General features: G+C 54.6%; 23 protein-coding genes and 1 pseudogene. 10 read left to right on the top strand and 14 right to left on the bottom strand.

The annotated features are described in order from the left end of the window. Window positions 1-25: 25 nt before the first annotated feature. The gene (locus AC3WS9_RS09165) at window positions 26-1,624 is read left to right on the top strand and encodes an EAL domain-containing protein (RefSeq protein WP_492487891.1); all 1,599 of its coding nucleotides are present in this window, start codon (window positions 26-28) and stop codon (window positions 1,622-1,624) included. A 6-nt stretch (window positions 1,625-1,630) separates the two neighbouring features. On the opposite strand, the gene yoaE is transcribed toward AC3WS9_RS09165, so the two are convergent. Then, entirely contained in the window at window positions 1,631-3,190 is a 1,560-nt protein-coding gene (gene yoaE / locus AC3WS9_RS09160) for a CNNM family cation transport protein YoaE (protein WP_282494614.1), read from the bottom strand. Then, on the bottom strand, window positions 3,178-3,336 hold the full coding sequence (locus AC3WS9_RS09155; protein ID WP_409339921.1) for a protein YoaL: 159 nt from the start codon (window positions 3,334-3,336) through the stop codon (window positions 3,178-3,180). The genes yoaE and AC3WS9_RS09155 overlap by 13 nt, the downstream gene beginning before the upstream one ends. A 317-nt stretch (window positions 3,337-3,653) precedes the next feature. Between AC3WS9_RS09155 and manX the strand changes: the two genes are divergently transcribed. From manX to mntP, 5 genes are all read left to right on the top strand, one after another. Then, window positions 3,654-4,616, top strand: a complete 963-nt coding sequence (manX, locus tag AC3WS9_RS09150; protein WP_282494615.1) for a PTS mannose transporter subunit IIAB — start codon at window positions 3,654-3,656, stop codon at window positions 4,614-4,616. A gap of 48 nt (window positions 4,617-4,664) precedes the next feature. Further along, complete coding sequence (gene manY / locus AC3WS9_RS09145) at window positions 4,665-5,465, top strand: PTS mannose transporter subunit IIC (RefSeq protein WP_492487888.1); 801 nt, start codon at window positions 4,665-4,667, stop codon at window positions 5,463-5,465. Between the two features lie 12 nt (window positions 5,466-5,477). Further along, complete coding sequence (locus tag AC3WS9_RS09140) at window positions 5,478-6,329, top strand: PTS mannose transporter subunit IID (protein WP_095282347.1); 852 nt, start codon at window positions 5,478-5,480, stop codon at window positions 6,327-6,329. A gap of 55 nt (window positions 6,330-6,384) precedes the next feature. Further along, entirely contained in the window at window positions 6,385-6,843 is a 459-nt protein-coding gene (locus AC3WS9_RS09135; RefSeq protein WP_285144276.1) for a DUF986 family protein, read from the top strand. Between the two features lie 399 nt (window positions 6,844-7,242). Next, window positions 7,243-7,809, top strand: a complete 567-nt coding sequence (mntP, locus tag AC3WS9_RS09130) for a manganese efflux pump MntP (RefSeq protein ID WP_282494618.1) — start codon at window positions 7,243-7,245, stop codon at window positions 7,807-7,809. Here mntP and rlmA read toward each other — a convergent pair. From rlmA to mgrB, 7 genes and pseudogenes are all read right to left on the bottom strand, one after another. Then, window positions 7,806-8,621: a 23S rRNA (guanine(745)-N(1))-methyltransferase gene (rlmA, locus tag AC3WS9_RS09125; protein ID WP_492487885.1), complete on the bottom strand. Its 816-nt coding sequence runs from the start codon at window positions 8,619-8,621 to the stop codon at window positions 7,806-7,808. The genes mntP and rlmA overlap by 4 nt on opposite strands. A 66-nt stretch (window positions 8,622-8,687) precedes the next feature. Next, window positions 8,688-10,406 (bottom strand): peptidoglycan glycosyltransferase FtsI, encoded by a 1,719-nt coding sequence (gene ftsI / locus AC3WS9_RS09120; RefSeq protein WP_285158013.1) that lies wholly within the window; start codon window positions 10,404-10,406, stop codon window positions 8,688-8,690. Between the two features lie 219 nt (window positions 10,407-10,625). Beyond that, complete coding sequence (gene cspE, locus AC3WS9_RS09115) at window positions 10,626-10,835, bottom strand: transcription antiterminator/RNA stability regulator CspE (protein WP_001062678.1); 210 nt, start codon at window positions 10,833-10,835, stop codon at window positions 10,626-10,628. A gap of 12 nt (window positions 10,836-10,847) precedes the next feature. Next, window positions 10,848-10,992: pseudogene (locus AC3WS9_RS09110) on the bottom strand (DUF2627 domain-containing protein). A gap of 522 nt (window positions 10,993-11,514) precedes the next feature. Further along, the gene (locus tag AC3WS9_RS09105) at window positions 11,515-12,504 is read right to left on the bottom strand and encodes an MBL fold metallo-hydrolase (protein WP_492487872.1); all 990 of its coding nucleotides are present in this window, start codon (window positions 12,502-12,504) and stop codon (window positions 11,515-11,517) included. A 22-nt stretch (window positions 12,505-12,526) separates the two neighbouring features. After that, a complete protein-coding gene (locus tag AC3WS9_RS09100) occupies window positions 12,527-12,817 on the bottom strand; it encodes a YebO family protein (RefSeq protein ID WP_282494622.1) in 291 nt (96 codons plus the stop codon). Window positions 12,818-12,890: 73 nt separating this feature from the next. Then, window positions 12,891-13,034: a PhoP/PhoQ regulatory lipoprotein MgrB gene (mgrB, locus tag AC3WS9_RS09095; protein WP_095282354.1), complete on the bottom strand. Its 144-nt coding sequence runs from the start codon at window positions 13,032-13,034 to the stop codon at window positions 12,891-12,893. Between the two features lie 160 nt (window positions 13,035-13,194). Here mgrB and AC3WS9_RS09090 point away from each other — a divergent pair, with 160 nt between their 5' ends. Continuing rightward, window positions 13,195-13,434 carry a YobH family protein gene (locus AC3WS9_RS09090; protein ID WP_282494623.1) on the top strand — a complete coding sequence of 80 codons (240 nt, stop codon included), beginning with the start codon at window positions 13,195-13,197 and terminating at the stop codon, window positions 13,432-13,434. A 57-nt stretch (window positions 13,435-13,491) separates the two neighbouring features. Here AC3WS9_RS09090 and kdgR read toward each other — a convergent pair whose 3' ends face one another. Further along, window positions 13,492-14,283, bottom strand: coding sequence for a DNA-binding transcriptional regulator KdgR (gene kdgR / locus AC3WS9_RS09085; RefSeq protein ID WP_285144273.1), 792 nt, complete (start codon window positions 14,281-14,283; stop codon window positions 13,492-13,494). A 178-nt stretch (window positions 14,284-14,461) separates the two neighbouring features. On the opposite strand from kdgR, the gene AC3WS9_RS09080 reads away from it, so the two are divergent. Beyond that, on the top strand, window positions 14,462-15,835 hold the full coding sequence (locus AC3WS9_RS09080) for an MFS transporter (protein ID WP_282494625.1): 1,374 nt from the start codon (window positions 14,462-14,464) through the stop codon (window positions 15,833-15,835). Between the two features lie 53 nt (window positions 15,836-15,888). Here the strand turns inward: AC3WS9_RS09080 and htpX are convergent, their stop codons facing one another. From htpX to AC3WS9_RS09060, 4 genes are all read right to left on the bottom strand, one after another. Further along, the gene (htpX, locus tag AC3WS9_RS09075) at window positions 15,889-16,770 is read right to left on the bottom strand and encodes a protease HtpX (protein WP_095282358.1); all 882 of its coding nucleotides are present in this window, start codon (window positions 16,768-16,770) and stop codon (window positions 15,889-15,891) included. 194 nt (window positions 16,771-16,964) lie between these two features. After that, a complete protein-coding gene (gene prc / locus AC3WS9_RS09070; RefSeq protein ID WP_282494626.1) occupies window positions 16,965-19,013 on the bottom strand; it encodes a carboxy terminal-processing peptidase in 2,049 nt (682 codons plus the stop codon). 19 nt (window positions 19,014-19,032) lie between these two features. Further along, entirely contained in the window at window positions 19,033-19,719 is a 687-nt protein-coding gene (gene proQ / locus AC3WS9_RS09065; RefSeq protein WP_282494627.1) for an RNA chaperone ProQ, read from the bottom strand. Between the two features lie 97 nt (window positions 19,720-19,816). Further along, a complete protein-coding gene (locus AC3WS9_RS09060) occupies window positions 19,817-20,314 on the bottom strand; it encodes a GAF domain-containing protein (protein ID WP_282494628.1) in 498 nt (165 codons plus the stop codon). 131 nt (window positions 20,315-20,445) lie between these two features. Between AC3WS9_RS09060 and yebS the strand changes: the two genes are divergently transcribed. Next, entirely contained in the window at window positions 20,446-21,729 is a 1,284-nt protein-coding gene (gene yebS, locus AC3WS9_RS09055) for a membrane integrity lipid transport subunit YebS (RefSeq protein WP_285144270.1), read from the top strand. Further along, the gene (locus tag AC3WS9_RS09050; RefSeq protein WP_285155839.1) at window positions 21,698-24,331 is read left to right on the top strand and encodes a PqiB family protein; all 2,634 of its coding nucleotides are present in this window, start codon (window positions 21,698-21,700) and stop codon (window positions 24,329-24,331) included. Before yebS ends, AC3WS9_RS09050 begins: the two co-directional genes overlap by 32 nt. Window positions 24,332-24,394 lie beyond the last annotated feature (63 nt).

Raw genomic sequence — 24,394 nt, 5'->3', positions numbered from 1 at the left:
CTGGCGGCTTATCGAGCCCCCTTTCATGCAGAATGCGCAAAGGATCATTAAAAGCTATCGCCGAAACCGCATTATGGTCTGTGTGCTGGTGGCTTTTATTACGCTCTTTCTGACTCTCGGCATTCGGTTTATTTCACAGCGCAATTTAAATCAGGAACGCATTCACACCTTTGTCAGCCACTCGGTGACTGCGCTGGATAAGATCCTGCTACCGCTGCAGGCGGGCCGGGAAACCTTACAAGCCCTGGTCGGCGCGCCCTGCCCTGACGCCCATCTGACGCTGCGTAAACGGGCCGCAACCCTGCAAACCGTGCGTTCTATCGCCCTGATCAAAGACGGTATTCTTTACTGCTCCAGCATATTTGGCGATCGCGATGTTCCCATTCGTCAGGTGCAGCCCGATCTGCCCTCCAGCCAGCCGCAGCTGGTTCTGTCGACGGACAAATCGCTGCTCAAAGGCAGCCCGATTTTGATCCAGTGGTATCCGGTTTCCGACAGCGGGGAAGATGGCGTGATGCAGATTGTGAATATCGATCTGATCACCAAAATGATGCTCGAGCCGCAGCGCCCGCTGATCACCGACGTCAGCCTGAACGTCGGGAACAAATTCCTGCGCTACGGGCAGAATGTCACCGACTCGCTGGCGTTCACTCAGGACACCATGATCCTGAGCCAGACCTCAGGCCATTTCCCCTTCACCATCACCGTCAGCGGGCCGGGTGCCAGCGAACTGGCGCTGATGAATCTCCCCTCTCAGCTTCCGCTTGCCGTCTTGCTGAGCCTGCTGCTGGGCTATATCGCCTGGCTTGCTACCGCCAGCCGCATGAGTTTTACCTGGGAAATTAACCTCGGGTTAGCCGCGCGTGAGTTCGAGCTGTTCTGCCAGCCGTTGCTCAACGCCCGGACGCAGAAATGCGTCGGGGTGGAGATCCTGCTGCGCTGGAATAACCCTCGCCAGGGCTGGATTTCGCCGGACGTATTTATCCCCCTGGCGGAGGAACACAATCTGATCGTGCCTCTGACGCGCTACGTGATTATGGAAACCGTCCGCCAGATTGGCTATTTCCCGGCGAACAAGGGGTTTCATATCGGGATTAACGTCGCGGCCAGCCACTTCCGCAACGGCGTGTTGCTCCAGGATCTGAACCGCTACTGGTTCAACGCCCGCCCGAAACAGCAGCTAATCATTGAACTCACCGAGCGGGACGCCCTGCTGGATGTGGATTATCGCATTGTGCGCGAGCTGCATCGCAAAGAGGTCAAACTGGCGATTGACGATTTCGGCACCGGCAATAGTTCCCTGTCGTGGCTGGAAAAACTGCGTCCGGATGTGCTGAAAATTGATAAGTCTTTCACCACCGCGCTGGGCACCGATGCGGTGAACTCGACGGTGACGGATATCATTATTGCCCTGGGGCAGCGGCTGAATATTGAACTGGTGGCGGAAGGCGTGGAGACACAGGAGCAGGCGCGTTATTTACGCCATCATGGGGTCAATATTTTGCAGGGTTTTTTGTATGCGCGGCCGATGCCGCTGAAAGATTTTCCACAGTGGCTGGCGGAGAGTTCGCCTCCGCCAGCCCCGCGTAACGGGCACGTGATGCCCGCTATGCCGTTACATTAAGCCTGATTACTCTTCTTCGTCGTGGGCGGACTGCTCTTTAACAATACGCACCATGTCTACCCGGTAATCATTCGCCTGCATGATAGTGATCTGCAGCGGCGGGAGTTCAATGATATCGCCGACGCGCGGGATTTGACCGTTCACGGCAATCACTAAACCGGCCACGGTCGCGATATCTTCTTCGTCGTTGATGACGTTATCGAGACCCAGCGTATGCTGCAGGGCGTGCAGGTCGGTGGTGCCTTTGACCAGCCAGCCGTCGCCATCGGCCACGATCTCTGGCGTTTCATCCGCATCCGGGAATTCACCGGCAATCGCTTCCAGCACATCCAGCGGGGTCACCAGACCCTGCACCACGCCAAATTCGTTGGTAACGATAACGAAGCTACCGCGGGCACGGCGCAGGACGCCAAGCAGGTTGATCGGGTCCAGGGTTTCCGGCACCACAATCGCCGGGGAGGCCGCGGCAATCGCTTCGACATTCACGCCCTCTTCCAGCGCCACCAGCATCTCTTTAGCGCGCACCACACCGATGATCTCATCCAGCTCACCGCGACACACCGGGAACAGGCTGTGCGGCGAAGAGAGCAACTGCTGGCGAATTTCATCCACCGTCAGGTTGGCATCGACCCAGCTGATTTCACCGCGTGGCGTCATGATGCCGCGCAACGAGCGGGAAGCCAGGGAGAGGACGCCGTTAATCATGTAACGCTCTTCTTCCACAAACGCACCTTCAGGCACCGGGACCGGGTTACGGTTCGCGGTTTCCGGCTGGACGTTGGTCTGACGACGACCGCCCATCAGACGCAGGATGGCGTCAGCGGTACGGGCGCGCAGCGGCTGATTGGACTGCTGTTTGATGAAGTTGCGGCGCGCAATCTGGTTAAACAGCTCGATAATGATCGAGAAGCCAATCGCGGCGTACAGGTAGCCTTTTGGAATATGGAAGCCGAAACCTTCTGCAACGAGGCTCAGACCAATCATCAGCAGGAAGCTCAGACACAGCACCACGACCGTTGGATGTTCGTTCACAAAACGGGTCAGCGGTTTAGACGCCAGCAGCATCACGGCCATCGCAATCACGACAGCGGCCATCATCACCGGCAGGTGGTTCACCATGCCGACGGCGGTAATCACCGCATCCAGGGAGAAGACGGCGTCGAGCACCACGATCTGCGCAACCACCACCCAGAAACTCGCATAGCCTTTACCGTGTCCATCGTCGTGTTGTCGGTTTTCCAGCCGTTCATGCAACTCGGTTGTCGCTTTGAACAGCAGGAAGAGTCCCCCCACCAGCATGATCAAATCACGGCCGGAGAAGGTGAAATCCATCACGGTGAACAGCGGTTTGGTCAGGGTGACCATCCACGAAATAACGGACAGCAGCGCAAGACGCATGATCAGCGCCAGCGAAAGGCCGATTAGACGCGCTTTGTCGCGCTGTTTTGGCGGCAGCTTATCCGCAAGGATGGCGATAAACACCAGGTTGTCGATACCGAGAACAATCTCAAGAACAACCAGCGTGAGTAATCCCACCCAGATTGACGGGTCCATTAAGAATTCCATGACAAGCTCCTGCTAAAGGAATGACTAAACGGCGCCCCGAAAAGCGTGGGCGAAATGACGGTAGACGTGTGTAATGAGTGGCGAGGTTCGCCGGCGTGCGAGGCGCAAAATGGCCTGGAAGATGACTGACGTCGGTGACGATCCATACAGTGGGCTGTAGCCCTATACTCCTGGTTATTAAACGGAGGCTAAACATATCAGAGACAATGGCTTTTTAGCAAAGATTTACTTTCCTTTGCAAAGATCTGTTACAGAGTCGATTTTCATTTGAGATAAATCTCGTCTGCGTAGCTAAATTACGGATCTTCATCACATAAATTATTTTTTCACTATCTAAAATAATTCCCGGAAGTCTTCGTTAATTTAACTCTAACCCTTTATCTGAATCGATTCGGTGCGCCGGGGAAGATTCTCAGTACAACTGCCTGGCAGTTGTATTCATGATAATAAAAGGAGGTAGCAAGTGACCATTGCTATTGTAATAGGCACACATGGTTGGGCTGCAGAGCAGTTACTCAAAACCGCAGAGATGCTGTTGGGTGAGCAGGAAAACGTTGGCTGGATCGATTTCGTCCCTGGCGAAAACGCTGAAACGCTGATCGAAAAATACACGGCTCAGCTGGAGAAACTGGATACCCGTAGCGGGGTGCTGTTTCTCGTTGATACATGGGGTGGCAGTCCGTTTAACGCCGCCAGCCGCATTGTCGTCGATAAAGAGCATTATGAAGTTGTCGCGGGCGTCAACATTCCTATGCTGGTCGAAACGCTGATGGCGCGTGACGACAACCCGAGCTTTGACGAACTGGTCGCTCTGGCTGTCGAAACCGGTCGCGAAGGCGTGAAAGCGCTGAAAGCGAAACCGGCAGAGAAACCTGCCCCGGTCGCCGCAGCGGTGAAAGCCGCGGTTCCCACTAAACCGATGGGCGCGAACGATTACATGGTGATCGGGCTGGCGCGTATTGATGACCGTTTAATCCACGGCCAGGTGGCAACGCGCTGGACCAAAGAGACCAACGTGAAACGCATTATCGTCGTCAGCGACGAAGTGGCCGCCGATCACGTTCGTAAAACCCTTCTCACCCAGGTTGCTCCTCCGGGCGTTACCGCACACGTCGTGGACGTCGCCAAGATGATCCGCGTGTATAACAACCCGAAATATGCCGGTGAACGCGTCATGCTCCTGTTCACCAACCCGACAGACGTTGAACGCGTGGTGGAAGGCGGCGTGAAAATCACCTCCGTTAACATCGGTGGTATGGCTTTCCGTCAGGGCAAAACGCAGGTAAACAACGCGATTTCCGTCGATGAAAAAGATATCGAAGCCTTCAATAAGCTGAATGCACGCGGTATTGAACTGGAAGCCCGTAAGGTTTCCACGGATCAGAGACTGAAAATGATGGATTTGATCGGCAAGGTTGGGAAATAACCCAGGCGCTGATTTTTCACATAAAGCTTATGTTATAGGAGAAGTACAATGGAGATTACCACTCTTCAGATTGTGCTGGTGTTCATCGTCGCGTGTATTGCGGGTATGGAATCCGTACTTGATGAATTTCAGTTCCACCGCCCACTGGTGGCCTGTACGTTGATTGGCGCCGTTCTCGGCGATATGAAAACCGGTATTATCATCGGTGGTACGCTGGAAATGATCGCCCTGGGCTGGATGAACATCGGTGCGGCCGTTGCGCCTGATGCGGCGCTGGCGTCCATCATTTCTACGGTTCTGGTTATTGCCGGACATCAAAGCATCGGTGCCGGTATCGCACTGGCTATCCCACTGGCAGCAGCAGGCCAGGTTCTGACCATCATCGTTCGTACTATCACCGTGGCCTTCCAGCACGCGGCGGATAAGGCGGCAGATAATGGCAACCTGACGGCGCTCTCGTGGATCCATGTCTCGTCCCTGTTCCTGCAGGCCATGCGTATCGCTATCCCTGCGGTTATCGTTGCCATCTCTGTCGGTACCAGCGAAGTGCAGAGCATGCTGAACGCGATTCCAGAAGTCGTGACCGGCGGTCTGAACATCGCAGGTGGCATGATCGTGGTCGTCGGTTATGCGATGGTCATCAACATGATGCGCGCAGGCTACCTGATGCCGTTCTTCTACCTCGGCTTTGTTACTGCGGCGTTCACTAACTTCAACCTGGTTGCTCTGGGTGTGATTGGTGCGGTGATGGCGATTCTGTACATCCAGCTGAGCCCGAAATATAACCGCGTCGCGGGTGCACCAGTGCAGGCTGCTGGTAACAACGATCTCGATAACGAACTGGACTAGCAGGTGAGCGAAATGGTTGATATGACAAAAACTACCACCGAGAAAAAACTCACTCCGGGTGATATTCGTGGCGTATTCCTGCGTTCGAACCTGTTCCAGGGTTCATGGAACTTCGAACGTATGCAGGCGCTGGGCTTCTGCTTCTCCATGGTACCGGCGATTCGACGCTTGTATCCGGAAAACAACGAAGCACGTCGCCAGGCGATTAAACGTCACCTGGAATTCTTTAACACCCACCCTTATGTTGCGGCTCCGGTTCTGGGCGTAACGCTGGCGATGGAAGAGCAGCGTGCTAACGGCGCAGAGATTGACGATGGTGCCATCAACGGTATCAAAGTCGGTCTGATGGGTCCGCTGGCAGGCGTGGGCGACCCAATCTTCTGGGGTACCGTACGTCCGGTCTTCGCGGCACTCGGCGCGGGTATCGCGATGAGCGGCAGCCTGCTCGGTCCACTGCTGTTCTTCATTCTGTTCAACGCAGTCCGTCTGGCGACCCGTTACTACGGCGTGGCTTACGGCTACCGTAAAGGTGTCGATATCGTTTCTGATATGGGCGGCGGCTTCCTGCAGAAACTGACTGAGGGGGCGTCCATTCTCGGCCTCTTTGTCATGGGGGCCCTGGTGAACAAGTGGACGCACGTGAACATCCCGCTGGTGGTGTCGACCATCACCGGTCAGGATGGACAAACGCGTGTGACCACCGTCCAGACCATCCTTGACCAGCTGATGCCGGGCCTGGTGCCGCTGCTGCTGACCTTCGCCTGTATGTGGCTGCTGCGTAAGAAAGTGAACGCCCTGTGGATCATCGTTGGCTTCTTCGTCATCGGTATCGTGGGTTACGCTATCGGCCTGCTGGGTCTGTAAGTTTTCGCTTTATCCACCGGGGGCTTGCCCCCGGTTTTTTTATTCTGGAGGACGAATGACGGTTACGGATATCGTACTGGTTCTGTTTATTGTTGCCCTTCTGGCGTACGCCATTTACGACGAATTCCTGATGCCCCGCCGCCACGGCGAGACACTGCTCTCCATCCCCCTCCTGCGTCGCGGTCGGGTTGATGCTTTTATCTTCGCGGGTCTGCTCGCCATTCTGATTTACAACAATGCCATGAGCCACGGTGCATTATTAACCACATGGTTATTATGTGCGCTGGCATTAATGGCGATTTATCTCTTCTGGATCAGAGCGCCGAAGATCCTCTTCAAACGTCATGGCTTTTTCTTCGCCAATGCGTGGATAGAATATAACCGTATTAAAGAGATGAATTTATCCGAGGACGGCGTGTTGGTCATGCAATTAGAGCAGCGCCGCCTGCTCATCCGGGTGAAGAATATTGATGACCTTGAGAAAATATACAAATTAATGGTTAAAACTCAATGAGTTAAATTTATAGCAATGGCTATATATTGTCTCTTTTCGCGGCGAGCAATATATAGCCACAGCTATATTCCCGCCTGAATTAACTTATATTTATTAACGTTATTCTCACCAATAAATCTAAATGAAAATCGTTATCAACAAGTTAATAGAATAATACCTTCCTGTTGTTGTTTTATATTCTCAAAATATGTTAAGGTTGCGCCCGTCGTTGGGGAGTAGCCGATTTCCCGTCCCAGGGAAATGTACGTGTCAACATACTCGTTGAAAAACGTGGTGCGTACGGATCGCTTTCTGCACAGATTCTGTGCATTGAGGTCAGGCGAGACCATAGATACATCAACTGCTGTTTACTGGGGGCAGTGATGTGTCATATGGATATCCCCGGTCTGGACGCTTTAAATGAATATCTCCGCTACGATCCTTCTCGCTTTCGGCATGTCCATGGACGCTTTCGCGGCCTCAATGGGTAAAGGTGCCACGCTCCACAAACCAAAATTCTCTGAAGCCTTGCGCACGGGTCTTATTTTCGGCGCTATCGAAACCCTCACCCCGCTTATCGGCTGGGGACTTGGCATGCTCGCCAGCCAGTTTGTGCTGGAGTGGAACCACTGGATTGCCTTTATCCTGCTGGCGTTCCTCGGCGGGCGAATGGTGATTGAAGGGTGTCGTGGAAGTACAGCCGAAGACGAAGCGCCGATTCACCGCCACGGTTTCTGGCTGCTGGTGACCACCGCGATTGCCACCAGCCTGGATGCGATGGCCGTCGGCGTTGGTCTGGCGTTCCTGCAGGTGAATATCATCGCCACCGCGCTGGCGATCGGCTGTGCCACGCTGATCATGTCGACGCTGGGAATAATGGTCGGTCGCTTTATCGGCCCACTGTTAGGTAAGCGAGCCGAAATCCTGGGCGGTATCGTGTTAATCGGGATTGGCGGACAGATCCTCTGGTCGCACTTCTACGGTTAACCCTCGCGCTGCCAGCAGTGAAGACTGAAATCTGTCTGGCAGCGAAACACCTCTTGTTTCCCTAAAGTTTCCCACACTTCCGGTTTTGCCCGCCACGCGAACGGCGTCATCTGGAGCAGCGCCACCGCCTCCTCGCCTGTCAGTGTCATTTCGTAGCCCAATGACTGCTCATGCTTGTGCGTAAAACCGGCCAGCTGTTCGGAATGCGGGGCATGCAGACGCACTTCGTCGTAAATCAGCCCTTTCATTTCCATCAGGTGTTTCGGCCCTGGCGTCACGGTGATCACCCATCCGCCCGGTTTGACCACTCGCGCCAGCTCTTCAGCTTTGCACGGGGCGTAGATTCGGATAATCGCATCCTGGCTGGCCTCTTCAAACGGCAGACGATGGCTCGAGGCAACACAAAATGTCACCTGCGGATAGCGCTTTGCCGCGGCGCGAATGGCAGATTTAGACACATCCAGCCCGACCGTTTCCGCGCCTTTGCTTTTTGCAACCTCTGCAAACGCTGCCGTGTAGTAGCCTTCTCCACAGCCGATATCCAGAATCGAGGTGGCGTTCTCTTCCATCACCGTGGCGAGCCGTTCAGCCACGGCATCACGCAGCGGCTGATAATGACCGGCGTCGAGAAAGGCACGACGCGCCTGCATCATCTCAGCGGAATCTCCCGGATCACGGGAGCGTTTGTGCTGAACGGGCAGCAAATTTACATAGCCTTCTTTCGCCTTGTCAAACCGGTGCCCCTGCGGACAGGTATAGCTATTGTGTTCGTGCGTCAGCAGCGCGTGGCATAAGGGACAACTGAATGACATGGTAACTCCAGGCAATATCAAAGGGCGAAAGTGTACCGCTATTCGCCCTGGTATAAAACGCCTGGCTTAGCGCATCACGATAAGATGGTTAGAATCAGGCGGCAGGCCGTCGGGTTCGACGTTTTCAATGCGCAAAACATCGCCCATGATTTGGCTAAATACGGGTGCCGACACCGCCCCGCCGTAGTAGCTGCCGTTTTGCGGATCGTTAATGACTACGGCGAGGGCAAACATCGGATGGCTGGCCGGCGCCACGCCTGCCGTGTAGGCCACGTATTTATCGACATACTTGCCATCGTCGCCAATCTTTTTCGCGGTGCCGGTTTTGATCGCCACACGATAATCACGCACCGCCGCTTTGATGCCTCCGCCGCCCGGCAGCGCGACGCTCTCCATCATATGTTCGACCTGATGGACAATCTCCTCCGGCATCACCTGGTGGCCCATCACCGGCGGATCGATGCGAGTAATCGACAGCGGGCGTTCCAGGCCGTAGCTGCCGATGGTGGCGTAGACGTGCGCCAGCTGCAGCGGTGTGACCATCAAACCGTAGCCAAAGGCAAAGGTCGCGCGGTCGAGCTGACTCCAGAATTTACGCTGTGGCAGCAGGCCGCTGCTCTCCCCCGTCAGCCCAAGTCCGGTGCTTGAGCCAAAACCGAAGCCCTGATAGGTATCCAGCAGGTGCTGAATGGGCATCGCCAGCGACAGGCGCGACACGCCCGTATCGCTCGATTTTTGCAAAATGCCGGTCAGGGAGAGTTCAGGATAATAGCCAACGTCGCGGATCCGGTGACCATCCAGCGTGTACGGATGCGTATCAATGACGCTGTCCGGCTTCACCAGGCCCTGCTGGAGCGCCGTCATCAGTACCAGCGGTTTGACCGTGGAACCGGGCTCGAAGGTGTCGCTGATCGCCCGATTGCGGAAATCGTTCAGCGTCGCCCCTTCGCGGTTGTTCGGGTTGAAGTCCGGGAAACTCGCCATCGAGAGAATCTCCCCGGTCTGGACGTTAATCAGCACCGCTGCCCCGGACTCGGCTTTGTTCCAGGCCACGGCGTTATCCAGCGCATCTTCGGTGATGGTCTGTAGCCGCTCGTCGATGCTGAGCTGAATGTTATGCGCCGGAACCGGGGAGACTTCCGTCAGGTTCTCAATAACGTGCCCGTAGCGGTCTTCCCTTACCCGTCGAACGCCCGGTTTGCCGGTTAGCTGGGCGTTAAAGCTCTTTTCAACGCCCTCAATCCCCTGCCCGTCGATGTTGGTAAAGCCGAGCAGATTGGCGGCCACGTGTCCCGCAGGATAAAAGCGACGTGATTCGTCGCGCAGGTTAATCCCTGGCAAATTGAGTTTGTCGATCCATTGAGCTTGGGAGGGGTCCACCTGACGGGCCAGATAGATAAAACGCCCCTGGGGACTGGCATTGATTCGCGCGGCCAGGCTGCTGAGGGAGATATGCAGGGCATTCGCCAGCGCCTGCCAGCGGTCGTCAAAGCCGACGCCCCCTTTGGCGAGAACCGTTTTCGGATCGGCCCATACGGCCTGAACCGGGACACTCACCGCCAGCGGACGGCCCTCACGATCGGTGATCATCCCGCGCGGCGCGTTAATCGCCACTTCGCGCAGGGAGCGCATATCTTCCTGTTTAACCAGGTTGTCAGGCTTGATGATTTGTAACCAGGCGACGCGGCCCAGAAGGAAGGTCAGGCTGCCTAAAATGGCGATGCAAAGCAGGACAAAACGCGCCGGGGTGAAATTTCCGGCAGGTGGAGTAGTTTTCTTTTTCACCCGAGCTCCAGGTCTGATAAACAACGCCCTGATTTAACGGGAAAAACGTGACTTTTGGTGCGAAAACAATGCTTCTAACCTCGTAGCTTTGCAACAAACTACTAACAGAAGCGAAAGAGGTAACATTTTGAAAGAAAAAGATTAAAAAAGCCCCGCACAGGCGAGGCTTGATGTCTGAGAGCGAAACGCTTAAGCGTTTCTGAATCAGCAGGGATTCGATCAGATAGCGGTTACGTTAACAGCAGCCGGACCTTTCTGGCCGTCCTGAATTTCGAACTCAACGTTCTGGCCTTCAGCCAGAGTTTTGAAGCCGTTACCCTGGATTGCAGAGAAGTGTACGAACACATCTTTGCTGCCGTCAGCAGGAGTAATGAAGCCAAAACCTTTAGACTCGTTGAACCACTTAACTTGACCTTTAATCTTTGCCATTTGCAAAATTCCTTAGATTGTTTTCTTAGCCCGCAGGCATTGACATAGATAAAACTGAGACATTACTGCATGAGGCACTAATATAAGGTTCGGCAGAGAAGCGGTATTCAACGACAACGTGTTTACTCAGGACTTCTTTACTGAAAATGCCACACATAAACAGAACTGTACCTCGTTTGACCCAAAACGTGTTATTACATACAACGAAAATTATGGCAAGCCATTTTTAAACGTGTCTAGATCCGCCGCACAAACTCTGATGTGACCTTGCGACATTATGCACAACTGCATGCACGCATGACCGCACGTCAACCAGCGCCTACCGTCAGACAGGAGCCCCCAGAGGCCCTGTAATCTAAAGCAATTTTACCTTAGCTCAATCTTTGATATAGATCCAGCCAGCGCGGAATCTTTATTAGATGCAATGATTGAGTTAGAACAATTTGCGAAAAGTTATGCTGAAATCAACGTAAGGGTTTGAGTTTCACAATGAAATTTTCCGGTTATTTATTGTTCGCCTTCATCATATAAGTCTGAGACGTCAGTTTTCAGTTTTGCACCAAAATAATGAAACTTTTATGACCTTGCTTCAAAAGAAAGCAAGAAAAACGTTTCGATGGAAATACACGGTAAGGGCCAGAATTGTAATAAAGAATATATTCATCGCAGCGGCGAGAGATCACAGGGATAAATATTGACCAATTTTCAATATTCTAAAGTTGTCATTAATCGCGGCTACATTACTCAGCTCCTGAGTCAGCTCCAGCACCGGCTCGTCGAGGGACTCATCGGCCAGCTCAAACACGCCCCAGTGGATCGGAAAGGCGCGCGGCATTCCCATCTGCTGCCAGAGTGCGATGGCGGATTGCGGATCCATATGATGGGCCGACATGAACCAGCGTGGTGCATACGCACCGGCAGGTAGCGCCGCGGCGGTGATCTCCCCCAGCCTTTCGGGGATGGCGAGCAGCTGTGGAGAATACCCCGTATCGCCGCTGAACCAGAAACGTTGCGTTGTCCCTTCGAACACCCACCCGCACCACAGCGAACGATTTCGGTTCCAGAACGTGCGCATACTCCAGTGTTGAGCGGGCACTGCGGTAATCGCGAGCCCCTGAAAGATAGCGCTCTGCCACCAGTCGAGTTCAATAATGCTTTTCGCCCCGCGACGGCGGAACCAGTCGCCGAGGCCCAGCGGTACAAACACCGTGAGATCGGGAAAACGGCGCAGCAGGCGGCGGACAGTGGCGGAATCGAGATGATCGTAATGATTGTGAGAGATGACTAACGCATCGAGCCGCGGGAGCGTCTCAACGGAGATAACCGGTGGGGTTTTGCGTTCCGGCCCTACAAAGGGTAACGGAGAGGCGCGTCGGGAGAAAACCGGATCGGTCAGCAGATATTGCCCATCTAACCGCAGCAGCACGCTGGCATGCCCCAGCCACCAGACGCCATCTTCTGAGAGGTCGTTCAGCTCGGCAGGCTGCCACCACTGGCGGACAAAATCGTGATACCCAACTGAAGGCGGCTTCGGTAATCCGGCCGCTTTACGCTCCTTTCGCCAGCGCTCGACGTCACCCGGTTGATGACCGGTGAAGTCGATATTGCGAAATCCGTCGGGGGTATGATGTTTGAGGGAGGGGTTATACCAGGGATTTTTCCAGACCACTGCCACCTCCCCCTTTCAGCCGTTAGCGTTCAGCGACCAGACGAATGAAATCATCTTCGTCTTCGTTGACCACTTCTGCTGCAGCTTTTGGCGCTTCTTTCTCTTCCGGCTCGTTGGCTTCACACAGACGGCGAAGCAACGCGTTCTGGCGTTTCTGCTGGTCAAGCAGCGCTTCCAGCAGCTCAATCTGCTCATCGGTGCGAGAGCTGGCGCGATTGACAAAGAACCACAGCGCCAGGCCGATAATCATCACGATCAGAGAGATCGCCAGTGAGGCTACGTTCAGCAGCCCCGAATTCAGTAACTCACCCATTTTACCACCTCAATAAAAACGCCATTTTAGCACTGACGCTGAGGAAGCGTACCATCTGTTATCAAAATGAATACTACCAGGGGATGAATTGATTGATTGCACAAATGCCACTAAAGAACTGTACATCCTGATCGCACATGACATTAATTGTCTGCGTCCATAAAATGACACAGGCAATCAGTACTACAATCAGAATTACCCAGCGAAATTTTTTCACTCCACACTCCGTCTTATGACCTGATTGAACCAGGTTATCACGGTTATCTTAAACAAGGACTAACTGTACCTTCATCAGAAAATTTTCGGAATCATGCACTTGTTTCATAGAGTAAAACTATTAGTCTTAACAGCATTATTAGCAAAAAAATGAGGCTTTCATGCGCATCATTATTCGGACAATTATTGTCCTCGCCATTTTGTGGATTGGTATTTTACTGACGGGATACGGCGTGCTGATGGGAAGCACAGAGAACGCTGCGGGACTGGGTATCCAGTGTAAATATCTCACCGCCCGCGGTATCAGCACCGCGCAATATCTGCACAGCGACAGCGGGATCATCGGAATGTCTAACTGCCCGATTCTGCGTAAAAGCCAGCAGGTCGTCGACAACGGATAACCGACAGAACAGAAAGACAAAAACGCCGCTTCTCAGCGGCGTTTTTTATTGTTGATTTCAGAATGGATAGTCGTTGTAGCCCATCTGTTCAGAAATCTTGCGCGCTGCGGTATGCAGCATAGCGACATACTCGTGCAGACGCTCTTCCGAGAAGCGCAGCGTCGGGAAGGAGATGCTCAGACCGGCGATGACAACGCCAAAACGGTCAAACACCGGTACGCCGATGCAGCGTAACCCTTCTTCCTGCTCCTGGTTATCTTCCCCGTAGCCCTGCTCACGCACCTGATCGAGAACGGTCAGCAACTCATCAGTGCTGGTTATGGTGCGCTCGGTGCTGCGTTTATACTCCACGCCTTCGAGGATCTCTTTCACTTCCTCGCGATCGCGCCACGCCAGCAGCACTTTACCGATAGCGGTGCTATACAGCGGGTTACGACGACCAATGCGGGAGTACATGCGCAGGTTGTACATAGAGTCGATTTTGTGGATGTAGACGATGCTGTCTTCATCCAGCGCGCCCAGGTGCACGGTCTCTTTCGTCAAACGCGACAGCTCGCGCATCTGAATATCGGCGCTACGAATGAGATCAACGTTTTGCAGCGCACGAGCCCCAAGTTCGAACAGCTTCAGGGTCAGAGAATATTTCTCAGATTCACCTTCCTGTGCGACATAGCCCAGGGATTTCATGGTTTGCAGAAAGCGATAAACGGTGCTTTTTGACATCATCACACGCTGCGACAACTCTGTAATACCAATTTCGCGCTCTTCACCCAGCGCCTGTAAGATGCCAAACACCTTCAGCACGGAAGAAACAGAATCTGGCTGCTTATCCAAATCTGCGATTGCCATTTATCACCTCATTGCGAGTGTTTTATAAAAATCAGAACCGGTTTTTATTATAAATTCGTGACCGTCATGCTGCAATCGATCTGCGTTTACTTCGTTACAAATCTGCGACATAAAACCGAAATAACGATGCTAAACTAGTCAGTCTGATAATAATATCTCCCCGAGCGTTTCATTTCCCATGGAAAAACAATCCTCTGATGGCTTGCCATTGCCGCAGCGATACGGCGCAATCGCCACCATAATCATCGGTATTTCAATGGCGGTACTCGACGGCGCCATCGCCAACGTTGCGCTGCCAACCATCGCCAGCGACCTGCACGCCTCTCCGGCCAGCTCCATTTGGGTGGTCAATGCCTACCAGATTGCTATCGTCGTCTCTTTGCTTTCTTTCTCTTTTCTCGGCGATATGTTTGGCTACCGCCGCGTCTATCAGTGCGGGCTGGTTGTCTTTACGGTTACGTCCCTGTTCTGTGCGCTGTCTGATTCGCTGCACACCCTGACGTTCGCGCGTATCGCTCAGGGTTTTGGGGGCGCGGCTCTGATGAGCGTGAATACGGCGCTGATACGTCTGATCTACCCGCAGCGTCAACTTGGGCGCGGGATGGGGATTAACTCATTTATTGTCGCGGTGTCGTCTGCCGCAGGGCCGACCATCGCGGCGGCCATACTTTCCGTTGCCTCCTGGCAGTGGCTGTTCCTGATTAACGTTCCGCTGGGGATCATCGCCCTGCTGTTTGCCCTGCGCTATCTGCCTGAGAACAGTGCGAAAAGTTCGATGCCGCGCTTCGATTTACCGAGCGCGGTGATGAACGCCCTGACCTTTGGTTTGCTAATCACGGCGCTGAGCGGGTTTGCTCAGGGGCAATCGCTGACGCTGATTGGCGCGGAGATTGTCGCCATGCTGATCATCGGCTTCTTTTTCGTTCGCCGTCAGCTGGCACTCCCCACCCCGCTGCTGCCCGTCGATCTGCTGCGTATTCCGCTCTTTTCCCTGTCGATTGGTACATCCATCTGTTCTTTCTGCGCCCAGATGCTGGCCCTGGTCTCCCTGCCCTTCTTCTTGCAGGGCGTGATTGGACGCACTGAAGTCGAAACCGGTTTACTGCTCACCCCGTGGCCGCTGGCTACCATGGTGATGGCGCCGCTTGCCGGGTATCTCATCGAGCGGGTTCACGCGGGATTATTGGGGGCGTTGGGTCTGGTGGTGATGGCAACCGGGCTGTTCGCGCTGGCCATGCTGCCGACAGCCCCGACGGACCTGGATATTATCTGGCGCATGATCCTGTGTGGGGCTGGTTTTGGCCTGTTCCAGTCGCCGAATAATCACACCATCATCACCGCCGCTCCGCGTCATCGCAGCGGTGGTGCCAGCGGAATGCTGGGCACCGCGCGTCTGTTAGGGCAAAGTTCAGGGGCCGCACTGGTGGCGCTGATGTTTAACGTCGCCGGGCAAAACGGCACGCATGTCGCGCTGTTCACCGCCGGGACGCTTGCCACCCTCGCCGCCGTCATCAGCGGCCTGCGCGTCACGCAGCCTCGCGTCGAGGCATAAAAAAAGCCGGGCGGCATTTCTGCTCAACCCGGCTTCTTTTTCTTACTGCATGATTACTTGATGTATTCCCCACTGCGCAGCGCTTCGATACGTTTATCAAGCGGCGGGTGAGTCATAAACAGTTCACTCAGGGATTTTGATTTACCGTTGATGCAAAATGCCATCATGCTGGTTGCTTCCTGCGGCTCGTAGCTGGTTTTCAGACGCTGCAGGGCAGCAATCATCTTCTCGCGACCGACCAGTTTTGCTGAACCCGCATCCGCATGGAACTCACGGTGACGGGAGAACCACATGGTAATGATGCTTGCCAGAATACCAAACACCAGTTCCAGCACCGTGGCGACCGCGAAATAGATCAGCGGGTTGCCGTTGCTCTCTTCCCCGTCATCACGGTTACCGCCCATAAAGCCTGCGGCAATCTGCGCCAGAATACGCGAGATAAAGATAACGAAGGTGTTTACCACACCCTGAATCAGGGTCATGGTCACCATGTCGCCGTTGGCAATGTGGCTGATTTCATGCGCGATGACGGCTTCTGCTTCATCACGGCTCATGTTCTGCAACAGACCGGTACTGACCGCGACCAGCGAGGCATCACGACGCGCACCGGTGGCAAAGGCGTTAATGTCCGGCGCGTGGTAAATCGCCACCTGCGGCATAGCGATACCCGCCTGGCGCGACTGTTGAGCCACGGTGTTCATCAGCCACTGTTCCATATCATTACGTGGCTGCTCAATGACTTCGCCACCGACTGATTTCAACGCCATCCACTTCGACATCAGCAGCGAGATAAACGATCCACCAAAACCGAACAGCAGCGCCATAATCAGCAGGCCTTGAACGCTGCTTGATTGGATCCCTGTCAGGCTTAGCACAAGCCCGAATACCACCATGACCGCAAGGTTGGTGACCAGGAAAAGCGCGATTCGCATCATAATTTTCTTTTAACCTCTGTTTAACAAAACGCACTATGCGATTACCCACATCGTATGGGTATTGTGGCTATTTTCAAGGATTCGAGGGGCGTAAGTCACCAGAAAGACACAACTTTACATTGTTTATGAGCTTGCTGACGGGAGGATGCAGAACTAAAAAAAACAGGCACAATTTCTTGTGCCTGTCGGGGGTGTTATTTCACCGGAGCGGGTTGTGCAGCCGGTTTACTCTTTTCCTGGTTTGCCAGGTCGAGAGCGATATGTACCGTCTCGTCCAGATACGGATCTGGCTCCTGATAATCCTTCGGCAGATCTTCCAGTTTCTTCAGCAGCGGTTTGCCTTCACGTTTGAAACGATCGTTGATGCGCGCCAGGCGGGTTGCATCGTCTTCTTCGTTCTCTTTCTCACGTTGAGCAAAATTGAGAGAAACAATATTCCGCTTATCTTTCAGGGCATTGAAACGCGCAATGTCCTTCATGATGTACTGGAATTCCGGATCTTTAGCGATACGGTCGTTATGGGCTTTCAGCAATTCCGGACCGAACTGGGTCATGTCGCCGGATTTCACGAAGGTGGCAGCATTAATGCTGTCCCACGGCAACGCGTTATCCTCGAACTTCTCGCCCGTTTCCGTCTCTTCGGTGCCGGTCGGCATCATGATGTCCGGCGTCACGCCTTTACGCTGCGTACTGCCGCCGTTCACGCGATAGAACTTCTGAATGGTGTACTGGACAGAGCCCAGCGCAGGCCACTCAGGGCGCAGCATCTGATCGTAAATACGGTTCAGGGAGCGGTACTGTTGCACCGTGCCTTTACCGAAGGTCGGTTCACCGACGATCAGCGCACGACCATAGTCCTGCATCGCAGCCGCGAAGATTTCTGATGCGGAGGCGCTAAAGCGATCCACCAGCACCACCAGCGGACCTTTGTAGTAAACCACACCGTCCGTATCGGCATCTTCACGCACTTTGCCGTTGTTATCACGTACCTGAACCACCGGTCCAGACGGGATAAACAGACCCGAAAGCGAAACCGCTTCGGTCAGTGCCCCACCGCCGTTGGTACGCAGATCGATGATCACGCTGCTGACATTCTGCTTTTCAAGCTTCTGCAGCTGCACTTTCACATCGTCTGTCAGGCCGACATAGAAGCCAGGAATATCGAGCACGCCGACTTTTTCTTTGCCGACGGTTTTCACGGACATTTTCACCGCGCGATCTTCCAGACGAATGCGCTCACGCGTCAGGGTCACGATACGGGTTTTCGTCCCTTTACCCGCAGGCAAAATCTCAAGGCGAACCTTGCTGCCTTTCGGGCCTTTGATCTGTGCGACGACATCGTCAAGACGCCAGCCGATCACGTCGACCATGCCCTGACCTGTCTGACCGACACCGACGATACGATCGCCGACGCTAATCGCTTTGCTTTTCGACGCAGGGCCGCCTGCCACCATGGAGTTGATGACCGTGTAGTCTTCATCCATTTGCAGCACCGCGCCAATTCCTTCCAGAGACAAGCTCATCTCGGTATTGAACTGTTCGGTGTTACGTGGGGAGAGGTAGTTGGTATGCGGGTCGATTTCGTGAGCAAAGGCGGTCATCGCCAGAGAAAACACGTCTTCACTGTTAGTCTGTGCCAGACGGCGAATCGCTGATTTATAACGACGGGTCAGCGTTTCGCGAATCTCTTTCTCATCTTTACCGGTGAGTTTGAGGCTCAGCTCATCGAACTTCACTTTGCCGTCCCACAGCGCATTCAGCTCGGCTTCATCTTTCGGCCAGGGGGCTTTGCTGCGGTCGAGATTAAAGTTGTCGTTGCCGGTAAAGTCCATCGGACGTTCCAGCACTTTCAGCGCGTATTGATAGCGTTCAAAACGGCGCTTCTGGGAAAGGTTGTAGAGATCGTAGAACAGATCGAGTTTACCGCTGCGCAGCTCATCGCCGACTTCGGTTTTACGCTTCGCGAACTGTTCGATATCGCTGGCCAACAGCACGTTGTGGCTGTAGTCCAGCAGGTTCAGATAGCGATCGAAAATTTTGGCCGAAAAGGCCTGATCGAGATCGAACTGACGATAATGTGAACGGGTGAAGCGCGAGGTGACGCGCTCACTGACCGTCGCGTGCTGAGTCTCTTCCTTTAACAGCGGAATTTGATCGGCACGCGTAATATCGTCCACTGCGAAAGCGTGGCCTGTTATTGCAAACAGGCCAGCCAGCGCGGTGATCCTAAAAAGAGTGTTCATGCCAGGCTTGGCCTCCGTTTCAGAACACCAGGTGTTCTGCGCGTACAATCATTGACATGCCAGACGTCAGCTGTACACGAACGCCATCTTTGGTGATTTCGAGTACGGTGGCATCCATCGCATTGTTACCCGCTTTCACCTTCAGAGCCTGACCGACGCTCAGCGCGTTGATGTCAGAAACCGGAGTGTGGCGTTGTTCTTCGCGAGGCGCACGCTGTGCTTTAGCGGCTGGTTTATCAGCACGCGGTTTGCGATCGCTGTTCTCACTACGACGTGGAGCAGGACGCGGTTTACGCTCACGGCGCGGCGCTTCTTCTTGACCATTTGCTGCGGCAGCTTCGCGTTTTTTCGCCTGCTGCTCAGCACGCTGTGCCTGAACACGCGCTTTGGCTTCTTCAAGCTGCTTGCGTGCGTGCTCAACGTGCTGCTCGTCCAGCTCACCGCAAGGGTTGCCGTCGAGATCGACACGGGTCGCGCCCAGCTTGATACCGTAAAGGTAACGCCAGCTTGAAGTATAAAGACGTAAGGCAGAACGCAGTTGGGTTTTGCTGAGACTCATCTCACCCTCAACGCGCGCTACCAGATCCTGAAAAATACCAATTTTCAGGGGACGAGCTTCGCCTTCAGCAGTGAAACACTGTGGGAAACGCTCAGCCAGAAAGGCAATGACTTCTTTACTACTGTTCAACTTAGGTTGATTTTCCATGAAATTTCCTGATTACAACGGACGTTGCCAACTAGCCGCAGGCATGAACAGGCGACATTATAATGACGTCATCCGTAAATGCTACGTTATCCGTTGATTATCCTGCGACGCTCGCAAAGAATTTTTGATAATCGGTCGCGTTTAATACGTTTTCCAGATTAGCGACCAGTTCGCGCAGCCCTTGTTCGTCCTCGGCGCTAAAGCGTCCGAAGACCGTGCTGTCGATATCCAGTACGCCAATAATCTGATTTTTTACGGTCAGCGGCAGGACGATTTCGGAGTTACTCGCCGAATCGCACGCAATATGTCCGTCAAAGGCATGCACATCTTCAACGCGCTGAACCTGATTTTGCGCCACCGCAGTCCCGCACACGCCGCGTCCCACCGGGATCCGCACGCAGGCAAGCTTGCCCTGGAATGGCCCGAGAACCAGCGTATCCCCTTCCAGCAGGTAGAAACCAGCCCAGTTCACATCCGACAGACGCTCAAACAGCAGCGCGCTGGTATTTGCCAGCGTAGCTAAAAAACTGGTCTCACCTGTCATCAATGCCTGGAAATCGCGGTTCAAATCCGCGTAGAATTCTGTTTTGTTCATTAATCAATCACTTGGTTGTCGTACAAAAAATAGAGCATAGCCTATTAAAATAAACATTAAATGCGCTCATTCTCAAGATGAATCCCAAGATGAGTTAATATAACGTTAATTAATCCTTTAATGCGCGACTGATGGCACTCAATACTCCAAGAATTACGCCGGCAAAAAAGATCACTGTCCACTCGGTCAGCGATGCGCTACCTCGTGCACATTATCAGCGTTGTCCGCAGTGCGATACGCTTTTTATGTTGCCGAAGATGAAATCGCATCAGAGCGCGTATTGCCCGCGCTGTGACGCCAAAATTCGCGATGGACGCGACTGGTCATTGACCCGTCTGGCGGCGATGGCCGTCACCATGCTCCTGCTCATGCCCTTTGCCTGGGGCGAACCGCTGCTCAAGTTATATCTGCTGGGGGTGCGCATTGACGCCAACCTGCTGATGGGGATTTGGCAGATGACCCGACAGGGCGATCCGTTGACCGGTGCGATGGTGCTGTTTTGCACCGTCGGCGCGCCAATGGTACTCGTCGCCGCTATCGCCTATCTCTGGTTCGGCAATATTCTGGGCATGAACTTGCGCCCGGTTCTGCTGATGCTGGAGAAGCTCAAAGAGTGGGTGATGCTGGATATCTATCTGGTTGGCATCGGCGTGGCGTCGATTAAGGTGCAGGATTACGCGTTCTTACAGCCCGGCATCGGCCTGTTTGCCTTTGTCGCGTTGGTGTTACTCAGCATCATGACGCTGATCCATCTGAACGTGGAACAGCTCTGGGAGCGCTTTTACCCGCAACGCCCGGCGACGCGGCCCGACCCGAATCTGCGCGCCTGCCTCGGCTGCCATTTTACCGGCCTGCCGGACGCGCGTGGTCGCTGTCCGCGCTGCCACATTCCGTTACGTTTGCGGCGTAAACAGAGCCTGCAAAAGTGCTGGGCCGCGCTGATTGCCTCGATCGTTTTCCTTTTGCCCGCCAACCTGTTACCGATTTCGATCATTTACGTTAACGGTGCGCGACAGGAAGACACTATCATGTCAGGTATTGTGTCGCTGGCGAGCAGTAACTTCGCCGTGGCGGGGGTGGTGTTTATAGCCAGTATTCTGGTGCCCTTCACCAAAGTCATCGTCATGTTCACCCTGCTCATCAGCATTCAGTTTAAATGTGAGCAAGGGTTACGCACCCGCATCCTGCTCCTGCGGTTTGTCACGTGGATTGGCCGCTGGTCGATGCTGGATCTGTTCGTTATTTCGTTAATGATGTCGCTGATCAATCGCGATCAGTTGCTCGCTTTTACTATGGGACCCGCGGCTTTTTATTTCGGCTCTGCGGTGATATTGACTATTCTTGCAGTGGAATGGCTGGATAGCCGCTTACTTTGGGATGCACATGAGTCAGGAAACGCCCGCTTCGACGACTGAAGCGAGAATTAAAACAAAACGCCGCATTTCGCCATTCTGGTTGCTGCCCGTCATCGCTTTGATGATTGCGGGCTGGCTTATCTGGACGAGCTATCAGGATCGCGGCAATACCATCACCATTGACTTCCAGACGGCGGACGGCATCGTCGCGGGGCGAACCCCCGTGCGCTTCCAGGGCGTCGAAGTGGGAACGGTCGAGGATATTCGGCTCGGCAAGGATCTGAACAAAATTCAGGTTCGCGCCAGTATTAAAGCCGATATGCAGGATGCCCTGCGCAGCGAAACCCAGTTCTGGCTGGTGACGCCGAAAGCCTCTCTGGCGGGCGTTTCCGGGCTGGACGCGCTGGTCGGCGGGAACTATATCGGCATGATGCCCGGGAAAGGCGAACCGCAGGACCATTTCACCGCCCTGGACACCCAGCCAAAATACCGGCTGAACAATGGCGATCTGATGATTCATCTGCATTCGCCGGACTTAGGTTCCCTGAGCAGCGGCTCGGTGGTCTATTTCCGCAAAATCCCGGTCGGTCGCGTCTATGACTACGCCATTAACCCCAACAAACAGGGCGTCACCATTGACGTGCTGATCGAACGCCGCTTCACCGGTCTGGTGAAAAAAGGCAGTCGCTTCTGGAATGTCTCGGGCGTGGATGCCGACGTCAGTTTCAGCGGTGCGAAAGTGAAGCTCGAAAGCCTCGCGGCGCTGGTCAATGGCGCGATCGCCTTCGACTCCCCGGAAAATTCGGACACCGCCGCCGCCGATGATAACTTCGGCCTGTATGCCGACCTGGCCCACAGCCAGCGCGGTGTGATCGTGAAGCTGGCCCTGGCGGATGCCAAAGGGCTGAACGCCGGTTCGACGCCATTAATGTACCAGGGTTTGCAGGTCGGGCAGCTCACCAAACTGACGCTGAACCCGGGCGGCTCGGTGACCGGCGAAATGACCGTCGATCCGAGCGTCGTCGATCTTCTGCGTGAAAAAACGCGTATCGAACTGCGCAACCCGAAAATTTCTCTGAGTGATGCCAGCATCAGCAGCCTGCTGACGGGCAGCACCTTTGAGCTGATCCCCGGCGAAGGCCAGCCCAACAGCAATTTTGTTATCGCGCCCGCAGATAAAGCCTTACTGCAAAAACCCGGCGTGATGACCCTGACCCTGACCGCGCCAGAGAGTTACGGCATTGAAGCCGGACAGCCGCTGATTCTGCACGGCGTACAGGTCGGCCAGGTGCTGGAGCGCAAACTGACCGAAAAAGGCGTCACCTTCTCCGTCGCGGTCGATCCGCAATACCGTGACCTGGTGCATGGCGACAGCAAGTTTGTGGTCAACAGCCGGGTCGACGTCAAAGTCGGTCTCGACGGCGTGGAGTTCCTCGGAGCCAGCGCCAGCGAATGGATCAACGGCGGCATTCGTATTCTGCCGGGCCAGAAAGGCGAGATGCGCGACAGCTATCCGCTCTACGCCAACCTGGAAAAAGCGATTGAAAACAGCCTGAGCGATATGCCGACCACCACCCTGACGCTGCGCGCTGACACTCTGCCAGACGTGCAGGCCGGTTCGGTGGTGCTGTACCGCAAATTCGAAGTGGGCGAAGTGATCACCGTACGCCCGCGCGCCGACGCCTTTGATATCGAACTGCATATCAAACCGGAGTATCGCAATTTACTCACCGCCAACAGCGTCTTCTGGGCCGAAGGCGGCGCGAAAGTGCAGCTTAACGGCAGCGGACTGACCGTGCAGGCCTCTCCCCTCTCCCGCGCGCTGCGTGGGGCGATCAGCTTTGATAACCTAAGCGGCGCAGGCGCGAACCAGCGCAAAGGCGATAAACGCGTGCTCTATCCGTCGGAAACCGCCGCACGCGCGGTCGGCGGCCAGATTACGCTCCACGCCTTCGACGCGGGCAAACTCGCAGAAGGGATGCCGATTCGCTACCTGGGCATTGATATCGGGCAGATCCAGAAGCTGACGCTGATTACTGCCCGCAATGAAGTCCAGGCCACGGCGGTGCTTTATCCGGAATACATGCAGAACTTTGCCCGCACCGGTACGCGCTTCTCGGTGGTGACGCCGCAGATTTCTGCCGCCGGCGTTGAGCATCTCGACACCATCCTGCAGCCGTACATCAACGTCGAACCGGGCAATGGCAACGCGCGCCGCGACTTTGAGCTGCAGGAAGCGACCATCACGGACTCCCGCTATCTCGATGGTCTGAGCATTGTGGTGGAAGTGCCGGAAGCGGGTTCCATGAGTATCGGCACGCCGGTGCTGTTCCGCGGCATTGAGGTCGGTACCGTGACCGGGCTGACGCTGGGTACGCTGTCGGATCGCGTAATGGTGGGGCTGCGGATCAGCGAGCGCTATCAGCATCTGGTGCGTAACAACTCCGTCTTCTGGCTGGCCTCGGGGTATTCCCTTGATTTCGGCCTGACAGGCGGCGTGGTGAAAACCGGGACCTTCAACCAGTTCATCCGCGGCGGCATCGCCTTTGCGACGCCTCCAGGCACGCCGCTCGCCCCGAAAGCGCAGCCGGGCAAACACTTCCTGTTGCTCGAAAGCGAACCGAAAGAGTGGCGTGAATGGGGCACCGCCCTGCCACGTTAATCGAACGCTCCGGTGTCAACGCACCGGAGCCTTTATGGTACACTGCGCGCCTTATCTACTCCC

The sequence above is a fragment of the Lelliottia sp. EB106-05-01-XG201 genome (assembly GCF_058791735.1).
Note: the sequence above shows the minus strand (reverse complement) of the source record. Positions and strands in the feature narration are given on the sequence as shown.

Excerpts from the sequence above, each read along its gene's own strand:
- AC3WS9_RS09165 (WP_492487891.1), top strand. The coding sequence starts at position 26 with ATGCAGAATGCGCAAAGGATCATTAAAAGCTATCGCCGAAACCGCATT.
- yoaE (WP_282494614.1), bottom strand. The coding sequence starts at position 3,190 with ATGGAATTCTTAATGGACCCGTCAATCTGGGTGGGATTACTCACGCTG.
- AC3WS9_RS09155 (WP_409339921.1), bottom strand. The coding sequence starts at position 3,336 with ATGGATCGTCACCGACGTCAGTCATCTTCCAGGCCATTTTGCGCCTCG.
- manY (WP_492487888.1), top strand. The coding sequence starts at position 4,665 with ATGGAGATTACCACTCTTCAGATTGTGCTGGTGTTCATCGTCGCGTGT.
- AC3WS9_RS09140 (WP_095282347.1), top strand. The coding sequence starts at position 5,478 with ATGGTTGATATGACAAAAACTACCACCGAGAAAAAACTCACTCCGGGT.
- AC3WS9_RS09135 (WP_285144276.1), top strand. The coding sequence starts at position 6,385 with ATGACGGTTACGGATATCGTACTGGTTCTGTTTATTGTTGCCCTTCTG.
- mntP (WP_282494618.1), top strand. The coding sequence starts at position 7,243 with ATGAATATCTCCGCTACGATCCTTCTCGCTTTCGGCATGTCCATGGAC.
- rlmA (WP_492487885.1), bottom strand. The coding sequence starts at position 8,621 with ATGTCATTCAGTTGTCCCTTATGCCACGCGCTGCTGACGCACGAACAC.
- cspE (WP_001062678.1), bottom strand. The coding sequence starts at position 10,835 with ATGGCAAAGATTAAAGGTCAAGTTAAGTGGTTCAACGAGTCTAAAGGT.
- AC3WS9_RS09100 (WP_282494622.1), bottom strand. The coding sequence starts at position 12,817 with ATGGGTGAGTTACTGAATTCGGGGCTGCTGAACGTAGCCTCACTGGCG.
- AC3WS9_RS09090 (WP_282494623.1), top strand. The coding sequence starts at position 13,195 with ATGCGCATCATTATTCGGACAATTATTGTCCTCGCCATTTTGTGGATT.
- kdgR (WP_285144273.1), bottom strand. The coding sequence starts at position 14,283 with ATGGCAATCGCAGATTTGGATAAGCAGCCAGATTCTGTTTCTTCCGTG.
- AC3WS9_RS09080 (WP_282494625.1), top strand. The coding sequence starts at position 14,462 with ATGGAAAAACAATCCTCTGATGGCTTGCCATTGCCGCAGCGATACGGC.
- htpX (WP_095282358.1), bottom strand. The coding sequence starts at position 16,770 with ATGATGCGAATCGCGCTTTTCCTGGTCACCAACCTTGCGGTCATGGTG.
- prc (WP_282494626.1), bottom strand. The coding sequence starts at position 19,013 with ATGAACACTCTTTTTAGGATCACCGCGCTGGCTGGCCTGTTTGCAATA.
- proQ (WP_282494627.1), bottom strand. The coding sequence starts at position 19,719 with ATGGAAAATCAACCTAAGTTGAACAGTAGTAAAGAAGTCATTGCCTTT.
- AC3WS9_RS09060 (WP_282494628.1), bottom strand. The coding sequence starts at position 20,314 with ATGAACAAAACAGAATTCTACGCGGATTTGAACCGCGATTTCCAGGCA.
- yebS (WP_285144270.1), top strand. The coding sequence starts at position 20,446 with ATGGCACTCAATACTCCAAGAATTACGCCGGCAAAAAAGATCACTGTC.
- AC3WS9_RS09050 (WP_285155839.1), top strand. The coding sequence starts at position 21,698 with ATGAGTCAGGAAACGCCCGCTTCGACGACTGAAGCGAGAATTAAAACA.